Consider the following 17,712-nt stretch of genomic DNA (forward strand, 5'->3'; position numbering starts at 1 on the left):
CAGCCCGGTCCCGGTCTTCGACTCCACCCGCATCCACGCCGAGCGCGCGGTGGACGGCGAGGCGCTGCCCGAGCGGCGCCCGCTGGTAGACGGCGGCGCGGATCAGCGGATGGCGGAAACGGATCGTGGTGCCGTCGGCGTCGCCGCGCAGCACCAGGCCGGCCCGCTCGGCCGGGGACAGGTCCTCGGCGGCCGCCCCCAGCGCGGCGGCGGCGCGCAGGATCACGGCCAGCTCACCGGTCCCGTCGGCCGCCGCCACCAGCAGCAGGCTCTGGCAGGCCTCCGGCATCCGGCTGACCTGGCCGTGGAAGGCCAGTTGCAGACGGCCGGTGAGGGGCAGCGCCCCCGGCGCGAACGCGCTGCCGCCCTCGGCGGCCAGGGCGAGCGGCAGCTCCAGCAGGGCCAGCGGGTTGCCGCCGGCCTCGGCGAGCAGGCGGTAGCGCACGGCGGGCGCGAGCGGGTGCCGGTCGAGCAGGGCCGCGGCCGCCTCCGGAGCCAGCCCGGACAGGCGCAGCTCCGCGAGGCCGGGGGCGGGGAAGGACCCCTCGCCGTCCCGGGCGGCGAAGACCATGACCACGCCCTCGGCGTGCAGGCGCCGGGCGGCGAACAGCAGCGCGTCGCGCGAGGCCCGGTCGAGCCACTGCGCGTCGTCGACGAGGCACAGCAGCCCCGTGCCCTCCGCGTGCTCCGCCAGCAGGGAGAGCACCGCCAGCCCCACCAGCATCGGCTCGGAGCCGGCCGCGGGCCCGAGCCCGAAGGCCGCCTCCAGGGCCTCGCGCTGCGGGCCGGGCAGCGCGGCGAGGGACCCGAGCGCCGGGCGCAGCAGCAGCTGCAGCCCCGAGAACGGCAGCTCCGCCTCGGACTCGATCCCCGTGCCGCGCAGCAGCCGCAGGTCGCCGGCCTCCGCCGCGGCGTGGTCGAGCAACGCCGTCTTGCCGATGCCCGGCTCACCGCGCAGCACCAGCGACGCGCTGGTGCCCGCCCGGGCCCCCGCCAGCAGCCCGGCGAGCGCGTCCTGTTCGGGCTTCCTGCCGTACAACTCCCCCGCGTCCATGATCCGATCCTGGCATCCGTCCGGGGATGCCGGGCACGGGCCCGTACCGTCCCTCCTTCTCGTCCCGCAGCGGCCCGCCGCTTCCGGCCCGGCGGGTTCAGCGGGCGAGCAGGTCCCGCAGCGCCCCGGCGACCACGCCGGGTGCCTCCTCGGCCATGAAGTGGCCGCAGGTGACGGTCGAGTGCCGCAGGTCCGGCGCCCAGGCGCGCCACAGCGCCGCCGCGTCGTAGCCGAGCGCGGCGCCCCAGTCCCGCTGGAGCACGGTGACCGGCATGCGCAGCCGGTTCCCGGCCTCCCGGTCCGCGCGGTCGTGGACGGCGTCGACCCCCGCGGAGGCCCGGTAGTCGGCGACGATCGAGGGGACCGCGGCCCGGCAGGCGTCCAGGTAGGCGGCGCGCACGCCGGCGGGGATCGCCGCCGCGTCACCGCACCACAGGTCCAGGAAATGGCCGAAGAAGTCGTCGGCGACCGCGGTGATCATCCGCTCGGGCAGGCCCGGGGGCTGGGCCATCAGATACAGGTGGAAGCCGACCGCTGCGGCGGTGCCGCGCATCACCTCCCACATGTCCAGGGTCGGCAGCACGTCGAGGCAGGCCAGGTGGGTGACCGCGTCCGGATGGTCGAGCCCGGCGCGGAAGGCCACCAGGGCGCCGCGGTCGTGCCCGGCCAGCGCGAAGCGCCCGTGCCCCAGCTCGCGGGCGAGCGCGACGACGTCGGCGGCCATGGTGCGCTTGGCGTAGGCGGTGCCGTCGGGGTCGGCGGGCTTGTCGCTGGCGCCGTAGCCGCGCAGGTCAGGGCAGATCACGGTGTGGTCGGCCGCGAGGTCGGCGGCGACGTGCCGCCACATCAGGTGGGTCTGCGGGAAGCCGTGCAGCAGCACGATCGGGCTGCCCGAGCCCGCGACGGCCGTGTGCAGGTGCACGCCGTCGGCGACGGGGACGCGCCGGTGGTCGAAGCCGGGGATGGCAGGCGTCATGGTGGTGTGCTCTCTTCCGTGGCTGCGGGGGCGTCCGGGCCCGGTGCCCGGATCACCCCTAGGCTGCCGGGCACCGATGAGCATCCGATCAGCGCGTACCGTTGCCGGGGGGCGGCGCGCCCCGGGCAGAGGCGGTCGCAACGCCGGGGAAGGACGGTCGGAGCGGGAGTGGAAGTCGCATTCGGGGTGCTGGGGCCGGTGTCGGCCTGGGACGGCGCCGGGGACACGATCGTCCTGAAGGGGCCGCGGCACCGTGCGGTGCTGGCCCGGCTGCTCGTCGCCCGCCGCCGCGTCGTCCCGGTCACCCGCCTGGCCGAGGACCTGTGGGAGGACCCGCCGCCGGGCGCGGTGGGCGCGGTCCGCACCTTCGTGGCGGCGCTGCGCCGCGCCCTGGAGCCGGAGCGTCCGCCCCGCGCCCCGGCCCGGCTGCTGGTCACCGAGGGGCCGGGGTACGCGCTGCGCGCCGAACCGGGCGCGGTGGACGCCTGGCGCTTCGAGCAGGCGGTGGCCGACGCCGCGGCGCTCCCGCCCGGGCGGGAGCTCGCCCGGCTGACCGAGGCGCTGGGGTGGTGGCGGGGCCCCGCCTACGCCGAGTTCACCGCCGAGGAGTGGATCCGCGCGGAGCGCTCCCGCCTGGCCGAGCTGCGGCTGCACGCCGTCGAGCGGCTGGCCGGGGCCCGCTTGGCCCTGGGCCGGGCCGCCGAGGCGGTGGCGGACCTGGACGCGCACGTGGCCGGGCACCCCTGGCGCGAGGACGCCTGGCGCCTGCTGGCGCTCGCGCTGTACCGGGCCGGCCGCCAGGGCGACGCGCTCGCGGTGCTGCGCCGGGCGCGCGCCCTCCTGGCCGAGCAGTTGGGCGTGGACCCGGGCCCGGTGCTGCGCCGCCTGGAGGCCGACATCCTGCGCCACGCGCCCGGCCTCGACCCCGGGCCCGCGCCCGCCGAGAGCGCGGCCCGGGTGTGGGCGCAGAGCGCCGCCGCCTACGACCGCGCCGTGCCGTACGGTGCCCGGGCCCGGCTGGAGTCGGCGGTGGACCTGCTGCGCACCCTCGCGGTGACCGGGGGCGGCGGGCTCCAGGACGCCCGGCGGCACCGCGTGGCGGCCGTCGCGGCGGCCGAGGAGCTGGGCGATCCGGAGCTGACCGCCCGCGTGATCGGCGCCTACGACGTCCCGGCGATCTGGACCCGTCTCGACGACCCTCCGCAGGCGGCGCGGATCGTCGCGGCGGCCGAGCGCGCCCTGGCCGCCCTGCCGTCCCGCACGCCCGAGGCGGTCCGGGCCCGGCTGCTGGCCACGATCGCGGTGGAGTCGCGCGGCACCCGCGCGGCGCGCGGCGCCGAGGCGGCCCGGGAGGCCGAGCGGATCGCCCGCCGCCTGGACGACCCCGCGCTGCTGGCCTTCGCGCTCAACGGGGTGTTCATGCAGAGCTTCCACCGCACGGGCCTGGCCCCGCGCCGCGACGCCGTCGGCGCCGAGCTGGTCGACCTGTCCGCCCGGCACGGCCTGGTCGTCTTCGAGGCGCTCGGGCACCTCGTCCGGTTGCAGGCCCGCAGCGCGCTGGCGGACTTCGCGGGGGCCGACGCGCACGCGGCCGCCGCCGACCGGCTGGCCGAGCGCCACGAGCTGCCGCTGCTGGGCGTGTTCACCCGCTGGTACCGGGCGCTGCGGCTGGACGCGGCGCAGGGCGCGCCGTACGGCGAGGCGGAGGCGGCCTACCGGGAGGCCGCCGCACACCTGGACGGCGCCGGCATGCCCGGGCTGGAGCACGGTCTGCCGGCGCTGGCGCTGCTGTGCCTGCGGCTGCGGCACGCGCCGCCCGGCCGGACCGGCGGGGGAGCCGGCCGGGGGAGCGGTCCCGCCGTCCGGAGCGCCCTCCGCGACACCCTCCGCGACACCCGCGGCGGCACCGGCTGGGGCACCGGCTGGGGCACCGGCGCCGACGCCGACTGGGGACCGTACGAGCCCTGGGCCCGTCCCCTGGTGCTGCTGGCCGGGGGCCGGGCCGCCGAGGCCGCGACGGCGCTGCGCGCGGTCCCCGACCCGGCCCCCGGCCTGCTCGCGGAGGCCCTGTGGTGCCTGGCCGCGCGGGCGGCCGTGGCCGTCGGCGACCGCCGGGTCATGGCGCGCGCCCGCGCCGCGCTCGCCCCCGAGGCGGCGGAGCTGGACGGGGCCGGCAGCGCCCTGCTCCCCGCCGGCCCCGTCTCCGCCCATCTCGCCGCCCTCGACGCCGCCCTCGCCGGTCCGGAAGGACCGTGAGGGCGGGGACGCGGCGGCTCACCCGGCGGGCCGGAGCGCGCGCCCCGGCTCATCCCGCGTACTCGGGGCTCATCGCGGCGGCGATGGCCAGGTGGGGGGCCGCCGCCTCCGCCTTGCCCTGTCTCTGCAACGTGCGTCCGAGCAGGTGGCGGGCGTACGAGTCGTCGGGCGCCTCGGCGACCAGGGGCTCCAGCGCGGCGGCGGCCCGGCCGAGCTGCGCGGAGGCGTAGTAGGCGCGGGCGGCGAGCAGGCGGATGCCGCGGTCCTCGCCGTGCTCGTCCAGCAGGGGGCGGAGCAGGGTGAGGGCGCCCAGCGGGTCGCGCCGGTCCAGCAGCGACTCGGCGTGCCGGAACCGCTCGACCTCCTCGGCGCCGCCGGCCAGCGCCTCGGCGGCGCCGGGGAACCCGGCCCCGTCCGCGGCGCGCTCCAGCACCCGAGGGTCGCTGATGTCGAGGGCGTCGATGAAGTAGGCGCGCAGGACGCCTTCGACCACCGCGTCCTGCAGGGCGGAGCCGCCGCGCTCGTAGGCGAGGGCCGCCAGGCGGTGCGCGTCGCGGCTGCCGGCCCGCCAGGCGGCGCCCCAGCGGGGGCCGAGCCCCTCGGCGGCGGCGATCTCGGCGATGCGCGCCCTGTTCTCCCGGGGGGACAGGCCCGGCGCGCAGGCGCGCAGCACCTCGTCGGCCCGCGGGTCGCGGAGCAGGTCCTCCATGGGGGTGCCGGGCACGGGCGCGGTGGGATCCATCAGGAAGGGCCGCCGGGACACGGGCCGGCGCGTGTGCCCGCACGCCGTCCCGGCCCGTGCCGCCGCGGGGCGCGTGCCCCTGCGGGCCGGATCGGCCCGGGCCCGCCTACAGCGCGGAGGCCGGCACGAAGGTGTAGCCGAGCCTCTTGATGCCGTCGACCGTCTCCAGCAGCCACTTCGTGCCCAGGTACGGGTGGTAGAAGAAGCTGGCCACGCCGTCGCGGACCACCAGGTTGGCCTCGGCCGCCTCGGCCAGGTCGCCCGGGAGCACCGACGGGTGGTTGTTGTAGCCCTTGGGGATCAGGTTGCCGATGTTCTCCGGGACCACCTTGGAGCCGTAGACGTCGGTGACGGTGTACGGGAAGAACTGCCCGGCCATGTGCTCGTACCGCACGGCCGTGCCGGACAGGGTGCCGGCGAAGTAGAGGCTGCGCTCGTAGCGGGCGGCGAACCCGGCCCGGCGCACGGCCTCGTAGTCGACGGCCGAGCCGGCGTAGTGCGGGAACTCGAAGTACCTCGGCACCGGCAGGCCGGCCCGCCGGAACTCCGTCTTCATCCTGCCGATCCGGTCCGCGGCCCAGGCCGGGGAGTCCTCGGCCACGGGGCCGTCGTAGCGGACGTAGTTCTGCTCGTCGACGTGGGCGGTGTAGAACTCGAAGTCGTCGCCGCTGGTGCCGTTGTAGGGGTTGGGGGCGTCGGTGTACTGGTGGGTGTAGCCGTGGGCGATCATCGTGCCGCCGTTGGCGAGCATGTACTTGATCGCCGCGACCACCAGGGGCCGCTGCCGGAGCGTGACGGTCGTGCCCGGCTCCTTGTAGACGGTGTAGACGCCGAAGGAGTAGGGGATCCTGCGCTTCTTCAGCTCCCGGGCGATCTTCAGCAGCTCGGCGGGGTCGGCGTTGGGGCCGATGTCCTCCAGGCGGACCAGGGCCCGGTGCCGTTCCTCGGTGCCCGGGGCGAGCACGTCGAACAGCAGGTCGGAGAAGGCCAGGTAGCGGTCGGTCGCCGTGGTGTAGGCGAAGGGGATCTCGCCGATGTAGGTGAGGTTGCGCGAGCGCAGCGCCCACGGGAACGTCGTGCCGTCGTCGCGCACCGCGGTGGCCAGCACCTCGGCCTTGCTCCGGTCGACGGCGGAGTAGTCCATCACGCCGGAGGCGTTGCGGGTGTCGCGGGTGACCTTGCGGTCCTTGTAGACGACCGTGCCGACGGCGCTGAAGTCGAACTGCCGCCACATCCAGCCGTAGTCGGCGGCGAAGGCGGGGGTGGAGGCGGTGAGCTGCCAGATGTTGTGGTTCATCCAGACCACCGGGCGCTCGGCGGAGCGCACGTCGGCCAGGAACGCCTCGGGCAGCGGCTCGTCGTAGGTGGAGCCGACGTAGACGACCGCGGTGAAGCCGTCCATCCTGCCGGCGGTGTACTCCCCGACCGGCAGCGCGGTGTAGGAGCCGAAGTGACCGGTGAGGTTGGCGGCCTGGGCGCCGTACAGCTCGCCCAGCCAGCCCCACGGGCCGGTGGTGTCGTACAGCACGAGCGTGGAGCGGCCGGTGCCGGCCTGCCCGCCGGTGAACCCCCCGGCCGCGGCGGCCGTCGAGGGCCGTGCCGCGGCGGAGGCGGCGGGCGGGGCCGCGGCGGCCGCCTGCGGGCCGAGACCGGTGACCAGCAGGAGGACGGCCGACAGGAGCACCGGCAGGGAGGACAGGGCGGCCCTGCGGCGGGACGGGACGGGCATACGGGAGGACCCCCACGACGGAAGTGAGCGGTGCCTGCGCCGGCACCGCGTGACTGGTCTGCGGGTCCGGTCTCGCCACTTGCTCCCCGGAACGGCTAGGCGGCCGAATTCCTACGTGCGCCGTGCGGCGCCGTTGAGGTCGTCCCGGATCATCACTCACCCTATGGATCGCACGGTATATGCCCCTACCTGCGATTTCTCCCCCAGGGTAACTTTCCGTCACCAAAGGAGCAAGTCGATCAGCGGATCCTTCACGGAGCGCGACGCGGGGTGCGGAGCGCGGCCCGCACCCGCGCTACATCGCGGAGGCCGGCACGAAGGTGTAGCCGAGCTTCTCGATGCCGTCGATGATCTCGATGAGCCGCCCGGTGCCCAGGTACGGGTGGTAGAAGAAGCTGGCCACGCCGTCGCGGACCACCAGGTTGGCCTCGGCCGCCTCGGCCAGGTCGCCCGGGAGCACCGACGGGTGGTTGTTGTAGCCCTTGGGGATCAGGTTGCCGATGTTCTCCGGGACCACCTTGGAGCCGTAGACGTCGGTGACGGTGTACGGGAAGAACTGCCCGGCCGCGTGCTCGTACCGCACGGCCGTGCCGGACAGGGTGCCCGCGAAGTACATGCCGCGCTCGTAGCGGACGGCGAAGCGCGAGCGGACCGCGCGGTAGTCCTCGGCGGACCCGGCGTAGTGCGGGAACTCGAAGATCGTCGGCACCGGCAGGCCGGCCGCGCGGAACTCCCGCGCCGCGGCGTCGAGCCGGCCCTGCGCCCAGGCGAAGGAGTCCCCGGCGACGGGACCGTCGTAGACGACGTAGTCGTCGTCGTCGACGTGCGTGGCGTAGAACTCGAAGTCGTCGCCGCTGGCGCCGTTGTAGGGGTTGGGGGCGTCGGTGTACTGGTGGGTGTAGCCATGCATGATCATCGTGCCGCCGCCCGCGAGCATGTACTCGATCGCCGCCACGACCTCCGGCCGGTCCCGCAGGCGGATCTCCACGCCGTTCTCCGGCTCCTTGTGCACCGGGTAGACGCCGAAGGAGTAGGGGATCCCGCGCTTCTTCAGCTCGGTGGCGATCGCCATCAGGTCCCCGGGGTCGGCGGCGGGGCCGATGTCCTCCAGGCGGACCAGGGCCCGGTGCCGCTCGGCCGTCTCCGGGGCGAGCGCGTCGAACAGCAGGTCGCAGAAGGCCAGGTAGCGGTCGGTGGCCGTGGTGTAGGCGAAGGGCATCTCGCCGACGTAGGTGAGGTTGCGCGAGCGCACCGCCCAGGGCAGGCGGGTGCCGTCGGCCCGCACGGCGGTGGCCGGCACCTCGGCCCTGCCCTCGTCGAGCACGGAGTAGGCCATCACCCCGGAGGGGTTGGATGCGTCCCGGGTGAGGGTGCGGCCCTTGTAGACGACCGTGCCGATCTCGCCCTCGTCGTAGCGGTACGGCATCCAGCCGTAGTCGGCGGCGAAGGTGGGGCTGGAGGCGGCCAGCCGCCAGATGTTGTGCCCGAGCCAGACCACCGGCCGCTCGGCGGAGCGCACGTCGGCCAGGAACGCCTCGGGCAGCGGCTCGTCGTAGGTGGAGCCGACGTAGACGACCGCGGTGAAGCCGTCCATCGTCCCGGCGGTGTACTCCCCGACCGGCAGCGCGGTGTAGGAGCCGAAGTGGCCGGCGAGGTTGGCGGCCTGGGTCGCGTACAGCTCCGCGGTGTGCGCCCACTCGCCGGTGGTGTCGTACAGCACGAGCGTGGAGCGGCCGGTGCCGGCCGGCCCGCCGGTGCGGCCCCCGGCCGGGCCGCTCTCCTGGGCGACGGCCACCGGCTGCCCGATCGGGCCGGCGAGCACCAGCAGCGCGGCGGACAGCGCCGCCAGCAGCAGCGGGACCACCGCGTGGGCGCGGAGGAAGATGCGTGACGATCGTGACGGTGCGGTCATGTCCATCCCGGTACGGAGCGGCGGTCGGGTCGGGGATCCGGGCCGCGCGGAGCGGCCGGGGCGGGCCGGGGATCCGGGCCGTGAGAGGCGGATCAGGGGTCCGGGCCGGGCGGGGCGGCCGGAGGCCGGTCAGGTGCGGGCGGTCTTGAGCCAGGTCTGGCGGCCGGAGGCGGCGCGTCCCACCGCCCACCAGCCCGCGGCGAACCACTGGTAGCCGTAGAGCACGAACGCGTGCCCCAGCAGCAGGCAGCGGAGCAGGCCGAGCTCGCGGTCGCGCCGCCAGTAGACGTAGCCGTAGACCAGGCCGACGCCGAACGACAGCGCGTACCAGACGGCGAACACGGCCGGGGAGACCACGCTCCCACCCGCCCGGACCGAGGCCAGGACCAGGGCCAGGCCGGAGGCGAGGAACGCCGGCGGCAGCAGCGAGGTCAGCAGCAGGAACCACGGGCTGAGCAGGTGGTAGACCAGGTCCGGCGCGGCCTTGGCCGGCGCGCGGCGCACCACGAGCGGCAGCAGCCTGCCGGCCTGCAGGTGGCCCTGGAACCAGCGCGAGCGCTGCCGCACCAGCCGCCTGGGCGACAGGACCGCCTGCTGGTGCACGGCGGTGGTGGGGCAGAAGCGGTTGCGCCGGCCGGTGGCGAGCATGCGCACGCCCAGGTCGAGGTCCTCCGTCAGGCAGTCGCTCCACGGGTCGGCGCCCAGCGCGGTGAGCGCGCTCAGCCGCATGAACTGGCCGTTGCCGCCGAGGCCGACGCTGTCCAGGTGGCGGCGGCCGTTCTGGAAGACGTCGGTGTAGACGACGAACTCCATGTCCTGCAGCCGGGCCAGCAGGCCGGCGTGCCGGTTGTACATCCGCACCCCGATCTGGACCGCGCCCGTGGCGGGGTCGGCGAAGTACGGCGTGACCTCGGCGAGCGCGTCGGTGTCCAGGCGCCCGTCGGCGTCGAGCACGCACACGACGACCTGGTCGGGGTCGCGGCCGGCCAGCAGGCCGGAGCCGAGCAGGTGGGCCAGGCCGGCGTTGAGGGCGGCGCCCTTGCCGCGGCGGGCCTCCGGCAGGGTGCGCCGCAGCAGCCAGATGCGCTCGTCCTCGGCGGCGGCGGCCCGGACGATGTCGGGGGTGGCGTCGGAGGAGGCGTCGTCGACGACCAGCACCGCGAGGTCGCCGGGCAGGGCGCGCAGCCGCTGCAGGCTGGCGGCGAGCACCTTCTCCTCGTCCAGGCAGGCCATGAGGAAGACGAAGAACGGCGCCGGCGCGGCGGGCGCGGCGGGGCGGCGCACACCCCGCGACAGCAGGAACATCACGCCGGTGTAGCCGAGCCCGAGCACGATGACCGCGGAGCTCAGCCACAGCAGGACGCTCGCCGCGGTCATCGCAGCGCCTCCGCACCGGCGCGGGTGCCGTCGGGGGTGACGGCGGCGTGCCGGGCGGCCGGCAGCGCGCGGCGCCGGCGGACGGCGTCGGCGCCGCGCAGCACGGCACCGGCGGCCAGCAGGGCGGTCATGACCAGCAGGAAGATCCCGAAGCCCGCGCCGGTGACCATGAGCAGGGCGCGGGCCGCGTCCACGGCGGCCGGCAGGACGGCGCCGGAGGTCCCGGCGGCCTGTTCGCCGGAGGGCAGGGCGGTCCAGGCGGCGGAGACCGCGCCCATCCCGGCCCCGGTGAACGCCAGGGCGCTGCCGGAGTACATCTCAGGCACCTCCGGCGGTCGCGCGGAGGGCGGAGGCGGGGCGCGGGGCGCGCGAGGGCGGCGCGGGGCGGGCGGGCATACGAGACTCCACGGCGGACGAACCCGGACGCCTCCGCGAGGAGGGAGGCGTCAGACGACTGACGGGTTCGGTCTCGCCATTGGCTCCCCGGAACGGCTAGGCGGCCGAATTCCTACGTGCGCCCGCAGGCGTCGTTGAGGCCGTCCCGGATCATCGCGTACCCGATGAACGCCGCAGGTATATGCCCCTACCTGCGGCTTCCCGGTCACACTAACTCTGCGTCACCAAAATCGCAAACCGGGCTCAAAAAATATCACGTAGCGTGATGAACACGCAGAGTGACAGATGGTGATCACTCGGAGCGTGGAGACGCGGCCGGGCAGGCCCGCCGCGGCCCGGCCGGAGGCACCACCGCAGGGCCGCCCGCGGCCCCCGAACACGCCGAGGTCCATGAGCCGGTCAGGCGTCCGTGCATGGCAGGCGGCCGGGGAGGCCGGTGAGGCGTTCGATGCGCAGCACCGTCTCGTCCGCCGTCGGCGACGGCTCACCGGTGACGAAGTCGACGCCGCGGTCCAGCCAGATGCCGGTGAGCCCGGCGAGGGCGGCCGCGTCCACGTCGCTTTCCAGCATGCCGCCCACGTTGACCGCCTGCGCGGGATCCGCCCGCATCCACCGGCAGGCCGCGGCGTAGGCGGCGGGCTTGGCCACCCCGAGCTCGGTCGGGGTCAGGACGGCGTCGAAGTACCCCAGGAGGCCGAAGCGGGTGAGCCTGGCGCGCTGCTGCCCGGGGTCCCCGTTGGCGAGAACGACCGGACGCGGCCGTCGGGGAAGCCGCTCCAGGGCCTGCAGGCAGGGCCGGAAGCGTCCACCACAGCGCCGCCGGCTCCTCCGGTGAAGCCGTCGCGTTCGGCGCGGCCCGGACGATCCGGCCGATCGCTTCCCGGACCGCGCTTCGATGGTCGACCAGAGCGCCGTCCAGATCGAAGAAGGTCACATCCGCCATGGAGTGATCCTCCCCGGCGCCCGCCCTCCCCGGCCGGCCGCGACCCCAGGGCGTGGACCACGCTCCCTCCTCGGCTCGGCGAGTCCCCGCCGAGTGCGCGAGAAGGCCCCGGCGGGCGTCAGGCGGCCAGGCGGTGCACGCCGGCCGCGGAGCCCCTGGCCTTGAGCGTCATCACGAAGGCCAGCACCTTGGCGACCGCGCCGTACATCTCGGCCGGGATCTCCTGGCCGATGTCGCAGGCCTTGTGCAGCGCACGGGCCAGCGGGACGTCCTGCACCATCGGCACGCGGTTCTCGGCGGCGATCTCGCGGATCTTCGCCGCGACGGCGCCGGCGCCCTTGGCGACCACGCGGGGCGCGCCCTTGGCCGGGTCGTAGCGCAGCGCCACCGCGACGTGGGTCGGGTTGACCAGGACCACGTCGGCGGTGGGCACGTCGGCCATCATGCGGTTGCGGGCCATCGCCTGCTGGCGGGCGCGGATCTGCCCCTTGACGTGCGGGTCGCCCTCGGAGCGCTTGTGCTCCTCCTTGACCTCCTGCTTGGTCATCTTCAGCTGCTTGCCGATGCGGCGGCGCGCCATCGCGTAGTCGGCGGCGGCCAGCGCCAGGCCGGCGGCGCCCGCCCAGCGCAGCAGCGACATGATGGCGTCGCCGGTGCTCGACAGCAGCACGCCCAGCGGCAGGGAACCGGAGGCCATCAGGACCGGGATCAGGTCGCGCACGGACATGTAGGCGATGCCGGTCAGCACCGCGGTCTTCAGCAGCGCCTTGGCGCTCTCCCACAGCGCCTGGCCGCCGAACATGCGCTTGATGCCCTGCAGCGGGTTGAGCCGCTTGAGCTGCGGCTTGAACAGCTTGCTGGCCGGCTTCAGACCGCCCTGGAACGCCGCGGCGGCGAGCGTCACGACGATGGTGGCCGCCGCGATCGGCGCGATCGCCAGCAGGGCGTCGCCGAGGCCGGCGATGAGGATCCTCAGGCCCACGGCCGGGTCGGGGTTCTCGACGACCTCGCCCACGCGGAGCATCATGTCCTCCGCGGCCCCGACCGCGTTCTCCAGCACCATCGGCAGGAGCAGGCCCGCCGCCAGCATCGACGCCCACGACCCGAAGTCCGGCGTCCGGGCGATCTGCCCTTCCTTCTGCGCGTCCTTCTTCTTCTTCGCTGTGGGCTGCTCGGTCTTCTCGCCGCCGCCGCTCATCCGTTCGCCAGTCCCGTCATCATGCGCACCGCGCGGTCGGTCAGCCCGTCGATCACACCGGGCAGCACCGAGATGGCGATGCCGGCCAGGGCCATGGTGAGGAAGATCTTGACCGGGAAGCCGATCGCGAAGATGTTCATCGCCGGGGCCGCCTTGCTGAGCAGGCCGAGCGCGGCGTCGGCGACGAACAGCACCGCGATGAGCGGCCCGGCGACCTGCAGCGCCGAGACGAACATCTCGGTCAGGCCGTCGGTGACCAGGTTGCTGAGGGTCTCCAGGGACAGGGTGCCGTCCAGCGGGAGCAGCCGGTACGTCTGGGTGAAGCCCAGCAGCACGAACTGGTAGCCGCCGCTGACCAGCAGCAGGGTGGTGCAGAGCAGCCCGTAGAACTTGCCGAACACCGAGTTGGCGGAGCCCGTCGCGGGGTCGAAGGCGGTGGCCAGGGAGAAACCGCCGAAGATGTCGATGAGGTCGCCCGCGGCCTGCACGGCGGCGAACACCAGCGCGGTGAGGAACCCGAAGGCGACACCCGCGACGACCTGCTCGACGGAGGCGACCAGCACGCCGGCGCCGGAGAGCTCGGGCAGGTCCCCGGCCAGCCGGGGGGCCAGCGGCAGCGCGATCGCCAGCGCCAGCAGCGCCTTGACCGCACCGGGGATCGCCCGGTTGCTGAACGGCGGGCTGACCAGCAGCCAGGCCGCCGAGCGGACCGAGGCCAGCAGCAGCGCCATCAGCATGTCCTGCGACAGCAACCCCTCCATCGGCTCAGCCGCCGTGGATGAGCTGCGGGACCTGGTCGAACAGCTGGGTGGTGAAGGCCACGGTCTCGTGCAGCATCCAGTTGCCGCTGAAGATCAGCGCCACCGCCACCCCGGCCGCCTTGGGCACGAAGGAGAGCGTGACCTCCTGGATCTGCGTCACCGACTGGAACAGCGAGATCAGGAAGCCGATGAGCAGCGCGGTCACCAAGATGGGGGCGCCCAGCTTGACGGCCAGCGTCATGGCCTGCGTGCCGATGTGCAGGACCTGGGTGTCGGTCACGGTCGTCGGATCCCTTGTCTACGCGGACGGCTACTGGTAACTGCCGACCAGGGACGTCACGATGAGTCCCCAGCCGTTGACGAGCACGAAGAGCAGGAGCTTGAAGGGCATCGCCACCGTGACCGGTGGGAGCATCATCATGCCCATCGACATCAGGGCCGCCGAGATGACCAGATCGATGATGAGGAACGGCACGTAGATGACGAAGCCGATGATGAACGCGGCCCGCAGCTCCGACAGCACGAACGCCGGGATGAGCGTGGTCATCGGCACCGCGTCGGCGTTGGCCGGCTTCGGCTGGTCGGCGATCTTGGTGAAGAGCGCCAGGTCGTCCTTGCGGGTGTGCTCGGTCAGGAACTCCCGGATCGGCGGGGTCGCGGCCTCGACGGCCTGCGAGACGCTCTTCTCACCCTTGAGGTAGGGCTGGACCGCCTTGTCGTTCACGTCCGAGGCGACCGGGCCCATGATGAACAGGCTGATGAAGATCGCCAGGCCGGCCAGGACCTGGTTCGGCGGGACGTTCGACAGGCCCAGGGCGTTGCGGGTGATGCTCAGCACCACGAAGATCTTGGTGAAGCTGGTGCAGAGCAGCAGGATCGCCGGCGCCACCGACAGCACCGTCAGCCCCAGCAGCAGGACGACCGACTGGCTGGGCTTGCCGCCCACCCCGTTGATGTCCACCGTGACCGAGTCCTCACCGGGACCGGTCGGGCCCTCGGGACCGGACGGGCCGGGCGTGGGCGCGGCCAGCGGGGCGAGCGCGAGCGCCCGCGCGGCGGAGGCCGTACCGGCCGGGACCGCGGAGACCTCGCCGGCGACCGCGGTGGCGGAGACCGGGGCGGTGGCGGGCCGCGCCGGCCCGGTGGCCGCCGAGGCCGCCGACGCGCCGAGCACGAGCGTGCCGGCCACGGCCAGGCCGGTCACGGCCAGGCTGAGGATGCGCTTCATGAGTTGCGAGCCGTCCGTTCGCGCAGGAGTTCCAGGGCGGTCTTCCAGGTCTGGGGCGACAGCGCCGACCCGGCCAGGGTGCCGGGGGCGGCCGGGCCGCCGCCGTCCGCGCCGGCCTTCACGCCCGCCTTCACAGCGGGCCTCGCGCCGGGCCGCAGGGCGGCCAGCGAGCGGGGCAGCGAGCCGATCCCCGGGCGGGGGCCCTGCCCGGCCGCCCCGCCGTCAACCGGAGAGGAGTCGGCTGACGGGAGGGCGACCGGCAGGGAGACGGGGACACGCTCCTCGGCCTGCTCGCCGTAGCGCTCCACCGCCGCCAGGTCCGCCTCCGCCAGGAGGGTGACCTGGCCGTCGGTCACGCCGAGCACCAGGGCCCGGTCGGTGACCCGGACGACCGCGACGGAGGAGTTGCGCGACAGCTGCTGGCGGGCCAGCACGCTGAGCACCCCGGCGCCCCGCCCCGACAGCGGCTTGCGCGCCATCTTCGACAGCCCCCACACCAGGAGCAGGACGACCAGGAGGGAGAAGGTGATCCTCAGAACGGTCTCGATCATTGCGGAGTGCTGCTCCTACGTCGGGACGGTCGCGGACGGCGGACGGGCGGCGCGGTTACTGCCGGTCCCCGGTGGGCGGGAGGATCTCGGTGACCCGGATGCCGAAGTTCTCGTCGATCACCACGACCTCGCCGCGGGCGATCAGGCGGCCGTTGACCAGCAGGTCGGCGGAGCTGCCCGCGGCGCGGTCCAGCTCCACCACCGCGCCCGGCGCCAGCGACAGCAGCTCGCGCACCGTCATCCGGGTCCGGCCGAGCTCGGCGGTGACGTCCATCTCCACGTCGTGCAGCAGGTCGAAGCGGGCCTTGGGGTTGGCCGCGGGCCGGGCGGAGGCGGGGGCCGGCCACGGGGCCGCCACCATCGCCAGCACCACCCGCACGACGCCCTCCTCCAGCAGCGGCACGAAGACCGCCTCGCCGCGGGTGGCGAGCGCGCCGAGGCCGACCTCCGGCTCGGCGGCCTGGGCCGGCTCCAGCACGACGGGGCCGAGCTTGCGGGCGGCCGCCTCCAGGGCGGGCTGCACGGCCTTGGTCAGGTCCAGCTCGCCGAGCGGGCTGTTGCGCAGGGCGTCGACCAGGTCCTGGCCGACGACGACGGCGACCTCGCCCTGGGTGGTGCCCGAGAAGCGGGCGCACACGGCCTGGCCCGCGGGCAGGTCCTGCGGGACGGAGAAGACGGGCACGCCGACCTCGAGGACGTCACCGGCCGGCAGCAGGGCCAGCGCGGCCTCGGCCGCCGACAGGGCGATTTCCACGCGGGGGGCGACGGTGATCGTGGTGGTCATCAGTGGGCTTCCGTTTCGTTCTGCGGCGTGGGCACGACGAGGCAGGCCAGGCGCGGGCCCTGGCTGCCGGGCACTGCGTGGGCGAAGGTGATGTCCGCGGACGTCACCGCGAGCGGCGCCGTCACGGGGTGGCCGAGCGGCACGACGTCACCCGGCTGCAGGGTGACGATCTGATCGGGGTGGAGCTTGATCGGGTTGAAGCGGACCGCCACCTCGATGGGCGTGGCGCCGAGCGCGGCGGCCATGTTGCGGTGGGCCTCCTCGCGGGCGGCGCGCTGGCCCGAGCTGAGCGTGACGTCGTTGTCGTTGCCCTGCAGCTTGGGGAAGATCGAGGCGAACGGCATGCAGACGGTGGCCAGGCACTCCTCGCTGCCGACCCGCATGTCGAACGAGGCGACGATGACGGCGTCGGCGGGCGCGGCCGCCTGCACGAACTGCGGGTTGTAGTCGATGACGCCCAGCTGGGGGCGGATCTCCGTGATCGACTCGAACGCGTAGTGCATCTCCTCCAGGACCCGGCTGAGCAGGTCGCGCAGGAGCGGGGTCTCCATGTCGGTCAGCGGGCGCTCGGGCTGCGGGCCGCCGGGGCCGCCCAGCATGTGGTCGATGCTGGCCATCGCGGTGGACAGCGAGAACTCCATGATCGCGGTGCCGGGCAGCGGCTCCAGGTCGACCGTGGCGACGATCGTCGGGTTGGACAGCGCCGAGATGTACTCGTCGTAGGTGAGCTGCTGGATCGAGACGAGCGAGACCTGCGACACGACGCGCAGGCTCGTGGTGAGCAGCGTGGTGAACTGCCGGGCGAACGTCTCGTAGGCGAGCTGGAGCGTGCGGACGTGCTCACGGGAGAGCTTGATGGGACGCCGGAAGTCGTAGGGCTGCGGCTCGGATGCCTTCGTCCGGCGGGACATCCGGCCGAGCAGACGGGGCGTTGATGCCGAAGGCTGCGACTGACTCACAGAATCCCCATCGGCCGCCCCCCGACCCGTATGAGGAAATGCCGGAAATCGGGTTCACCCCGTTACGGAGGCCCCGTCCCCGCGGGATCCGCGCCTGCGCGCTCCCCGCCGCTATCCGTGCCTGCGGCCGCCCTCCGGCGGCCCTGCGCTCACCTTGCTTCCGTGCTCTCCCCCCGCCCCGAGGCGGGTCCGGCGGTCCCTCGCCGGGGTACGGCGGGCACCCGGTGGGGCACCCGCAGGTCTTCCTCCACGGCCGGCCCGCCCCGCGGGCACGCCCGGCCGGTCCCCGCCCGGCGGCGCCACCCGCCGGGCGGCGCCGCCGGATCCCGGGGGCGGCGGTACGGCGGACGCCTACTGCATCACGAACTCGCGGAAGTAGATGTCCATGATCTCGCCCTCGTAGGCTTCCTCGATCTTCTTCAGCAGCTCCTGCTTGGCGAGGTTGCGCGCCTTGCCCGAGGACAGCTCGTCCATCGGCCGGTTGCTGAACTGGTCGATCGCCAGGTCCAGGGCCTTGCTGCCGTCGGGGGCCTCGGCGACCTCGGCGGTCGCCTGCAGCGCCAGCCCGAGCTTCAGGAAGTGCCCGTCGGCGAGGTTGATCGTGACGGCGTCGAGGGCGGCCACCGCGCCGGGCTCCGGCGCGGGCTCCTCCTCCGCGCCGCCCCCGGAGAACAGCAGGAAGTAGGCCGCCGCCGCGGCGACGACCAGCAGCAGCGCGCCTCCGGCGATGACGATCAGCTTCTTCTTCGGCTTCTTGCCGCCGTCCTTCGCCTCCTCGGCTTTCGGCGCGGCCTGCAGCTTCGCGGTGGCCATGGTCTGCGTCTCCTGTGGTCGGGGTGTGTCGGT

At 74.6% G+C, this 17,712-nt stretch carries 17 protein-coding genes; 1 reads left to right on the plus strand and 16 read right to left on the minus strand.

The window, feature by feature from the left end; genetic code table 11:
* Both ABD823_RS22570 and ABD823_RS22575 read right to left on the minus strand, forming a co-directional pair.
* On the minus strand, positions 1-1,054 hold a 1,054-nt coding region (locus ABD823_RS22570; protein ID WP_344862769.1), incomplete at its 3' end, for an AAA family ATPase.
* A 97-nt stretch (positions 1,055-1,151) separates the two neighbouring features.
* Positions 1,152-2,030 carry an alpha/beta fold hydrolase gene (locus ABD823_RS22575; protein WP_344862771.1) on the minus strand — a complete coding sequence of 293 codons (879 nt, stop codon included), beginning with the start codon at positions 2,028-2,030 and terminating at the stop codon, positions 1,152-1,154.
* Positions 2,031-2,198: 168 nt separating this feature from the next.
* Between ABD823_RS22575 and ABD823_RS22580 the strand changes: the two genes are divergently transcribed.
* Positions 2,199-4,286, plus strand: coding sequence for an AfsR/SARP family transcriptional regulator (locus ABD823_RS22580; RefSeq protein ID WP_344862773.1), 2,088 nt, complete (start codon positions 2,199-2,201; stop codon positions 4,284-4,286).
* 49 nt (positions 4,287-4,335) lie between these two features.
* Here the strand turns inward: ABD823_RS22580 and ABD823_RS22585 are convergent, their stop codons facing one another.
* The 14 genes from ABD823_RS22585 to ABD823_RS22650 all read right to left on the minus strand — a co-directional run bounded on the left by ABD823_RS22585 (position 4,336) and on the right by ABD823_RS22650 (position 17,679).
* The gene (locus ABD823_RS22585) at positions 4,336-5,010 is read right to left on the minus strand and encodes a tetratricopeptide repeat protein (RefSeq protein ID WP_344862775.1); all 675 of its coding nucleotides are present in this window, start codon (positions 5,008-5,010) and stop codon (positions 4,336-4,338) included.
* A 124-nt stretch (positions 5,011-5,134) separates the two neighbouring features.
* A complete protein-coding gene (locus ABD823_RS22590) occupies positions 5,135-6,757 on the minus strand; it encodes a DUF2334 domain-containing protein (RefSeq protein ID WP_344862777.1) in 1,623 nt (540 codons plus the stop codon).
* Positions 6,758-7,052: 295 nt separating this feature from the next.
* The gene (locus ABD823_RS22595) at positions 7,053-8,669 is read right to left on the minus strand and encodes a DUF2334 domain-containing protein (RefSeq protein WP_344862778.1); all 1,617 of its coding nucleotides are present in this window, start codon (positions 8,667-8,669) and stop codon (positions 7,053-7,055) included.
* Between the two features lie 129 nt (positions 8,670-8,798).
* A complete protein-coding gene (locus ABD823_RS22600) occupies positions 8,799-10,046 on the minus strand; it encodes a glycosyltransferase family 2 protein (protein WP_344862780.1) in 1,248 nt (415 codons plus the stop codon).
* Entirely contained in the window at positions 10,043-10,363 is a 321-nt protein-coding gene (locus tag ABD823_RS22605) for a hypothetical protein (RefSeq protein ID WP_344862783.1), read from the minus strand. Before ABD823_RS22605 ends, ABD823_RS22600 begins: the two co-directional genes overlap by 4 nt.
* 478 nt (positions 10,364-10,841) lie before the next feature.
* Positions 10,842-11,363, minus strand: a complete 522-nt coding sequence (locus ABD823_RS22610; RefSeq protein WP_344862850.1) for an HAD family hydrolase — start codon at positions 11,361-11,363, stop codon at positions 10,842-10,844.
* Positions 11,364-11,503: 140 nt separating this feature from the next.
* On the minus strand, positions 11,504-12,583 hold the full coding sequence (locus ABD823_RS22615) for an EscU/YscU/HrcU family type III secretion system export apparatus switch protein (RefSeq protein ID WP_344862785.1): 1,080 nt from the start codon (positions 12,581-12,583) through the stop codon (positions 11,504-11,506).
* Positions 12,580-13,344 (minus strand): flagellar biosynthetic protein FliR, encoded by a 765-nt coding sequence (locus tag ABD823_RS22620; RefSeq protein WP_344862787.1) that lies wholly within the window; start codon positions 13,342-13,344, stop codon positions 12,580-12,582. Before ABD823_RS22620 ends, ABD823_RS22615 begins: the two co-directional genes overlap by 4 nt.
* 4 nt (positions 13,345-13,348) lie before the next feature.
* Positions 13,349-13,624, minus strand: coding sequence for a flagellar biosynthesis protein FliQ (gene fliQ / locus ABD823_RS22625; RefSeq protein ID WP_344862789.1), 276 nt, complete (start codon positions 13,622-13,624; stop codon positions 13,349-13,351).
* A gap of 30 nt (positions 13,625-13,654) precedes the next feature.
* Positions 13,655-14,572: a flagellar type III secretion system pore protein FliP gene (gene fliP / locus ABD823_RS22630; protein ID WP_344862790.1), complete on the minus strand. Its 918-nt coding sequence runs from the start codon at positions 14,570-14,572 to the stop codon at positions 13,655-13,657.
* On the minus strand, positions 14,569-15,123 hold the full coding sequence (gene fliO / locus ABD823_RS22635) for a flagellar biosynthetic protein FliO (protein ID WP_344862792.1): 555 nt from the start codon (positions 15,121-15,123) through the stop codon (positions 14,569-14,571). Before fliO ends, fliP begins: the two co-directional genes overlap by 4 nt.
* Before the next feature lie 55 nt (positions 15,124-15,178).
* Positions 15,179-15,907, minus strand: a complete 729-nt coding sequence (gene fliN, locus ABD823_RS22640) for a flagellar motor switch protein FliN (RefSeq protein WP_344862793.1) — start codon at positions 15,905-15,907, stop codon at positions 15,179-15,181.
* Positions 15,907-16,818, minus strand: coding sequence for a flagellar motor switch protein FliM (locus ABD823_RS22645; RefSeq protein WP_344862795.1), 912 nt, complete (start codon positions 16,816-16,818; stop codon positions 15,907-15,909). Before ABD823_RS22645 ends, fliN begins: the two co-directional genes overlap by 1 nt.
* Positions 16,819-17,217: 399 nt before the next feature.
* The gene (locus ABD823_RS22650; RefSeq protein ID WP_344862797.1) at positions 17,218-17,679 is read right to left on the minus strand and encodes a flagellar basal body-associated FliL family protein; all 462 of its coding nucleotides are present in this window, start codon (positions 17,677-17,679) and stop codon (positions 17,218-17,220) included.
* Between the last annotated feature and the right edge of the window lie 33 nt (positions 17,680-17,712).

This window comes from Planomonospora alba, from assembly GCF_039534085.1.
In the GTDB taxonomy this organism is placed as follows: Bacteria; Actinomycetota; Actinomycetes; order Streptosporangiales; family Streptosporangiaceae; genus Planomonospora_B; species Planomonospora_B alba.

Coding starts and splice junctions, on each gene's coding strand:
- fliO (WP_344862792.1), bottom strand. CDS start 15,123: ATGATCGAGACCGTTCTGAGGATCACCTTCTCCCTCCTGGTCGTCCTG.
- ABD823_RS22650 (WP_344862797.1), bottom strand. CDS start 17,679: ATGGCCACCGCGAAGCTGCAGGCCGCGCCGAAAGCCGAGGAGGCGAAG.
- fliN (WP_344862793.1), bottom strand. CDS start 15,907: ATGACCACCACGATCACCGTCGCCCCCCGCGTGGAAATCGCCCTGTCG.
- ABD823_RS22615 (WP_344862785.1), bottom strand. CDS start 12,583: ATGAGCGGCGGCGGCGAGAAGACCGAGCAGCCCACAGCGAAGAAGAAG.
- ABD823_RS22590 (WP_344862777.1), bottom strand. CDS start 6,757: ATGCCCGTCCCGTCCCGCCGCAGGGCCGCCCTGTCCTCCCTGCCGGTG.
- ABD823_RS22595 (WP_344862778.1), bottom strand. CDS start 8,669: ATGACCGCACCGTCACGATCGTCACGCATCTTCCTCCGCGCCCACGCG.
- fliP (WP_344862790.1), bottom strand. CDS start 14,572: ATGAAGCGCATCCTCAGCCTGGCCGTGACCGGCCTGGCCGTGGCCGGC.
- ABD823_RS22600 (WP_344862780.1), bottom strand. CDS start 10,046: ATGACCGCGGCGAGCGTCCTGCTGTGGCTGAGCTCCGCGGTCATCGTG.
- ABD823_RS22605 (WP_344862783.1), bottom strand. CDS start 10,363: ATGTACTCCGGCAGCGCCCTGGCGTTCACCGGGGCCGGGATGGGCGCG.
- ABD823_RS22575 (WP_344862771.1), bottom strand. CDS start 2,030: ATGACGCCTGCCATCCCCGGCTTCGACCACCGGCGCGTCCCCGTCGCC.
- ABD823_RS22645 (WP_344862795.1), bottom strand. CDS start 16,818: ATGTCCCGCCGGACGAAGGCATCCGAGCCGCAGCCCTACGACTTCCGG.
- ABD823_RS22620 (WP_344862787.1), bottom strand. CDS start 13,344: ATGGAGGGGTTGCTGTCGCAGGACATGCTGATGGCGCTGCTGCTGGCC.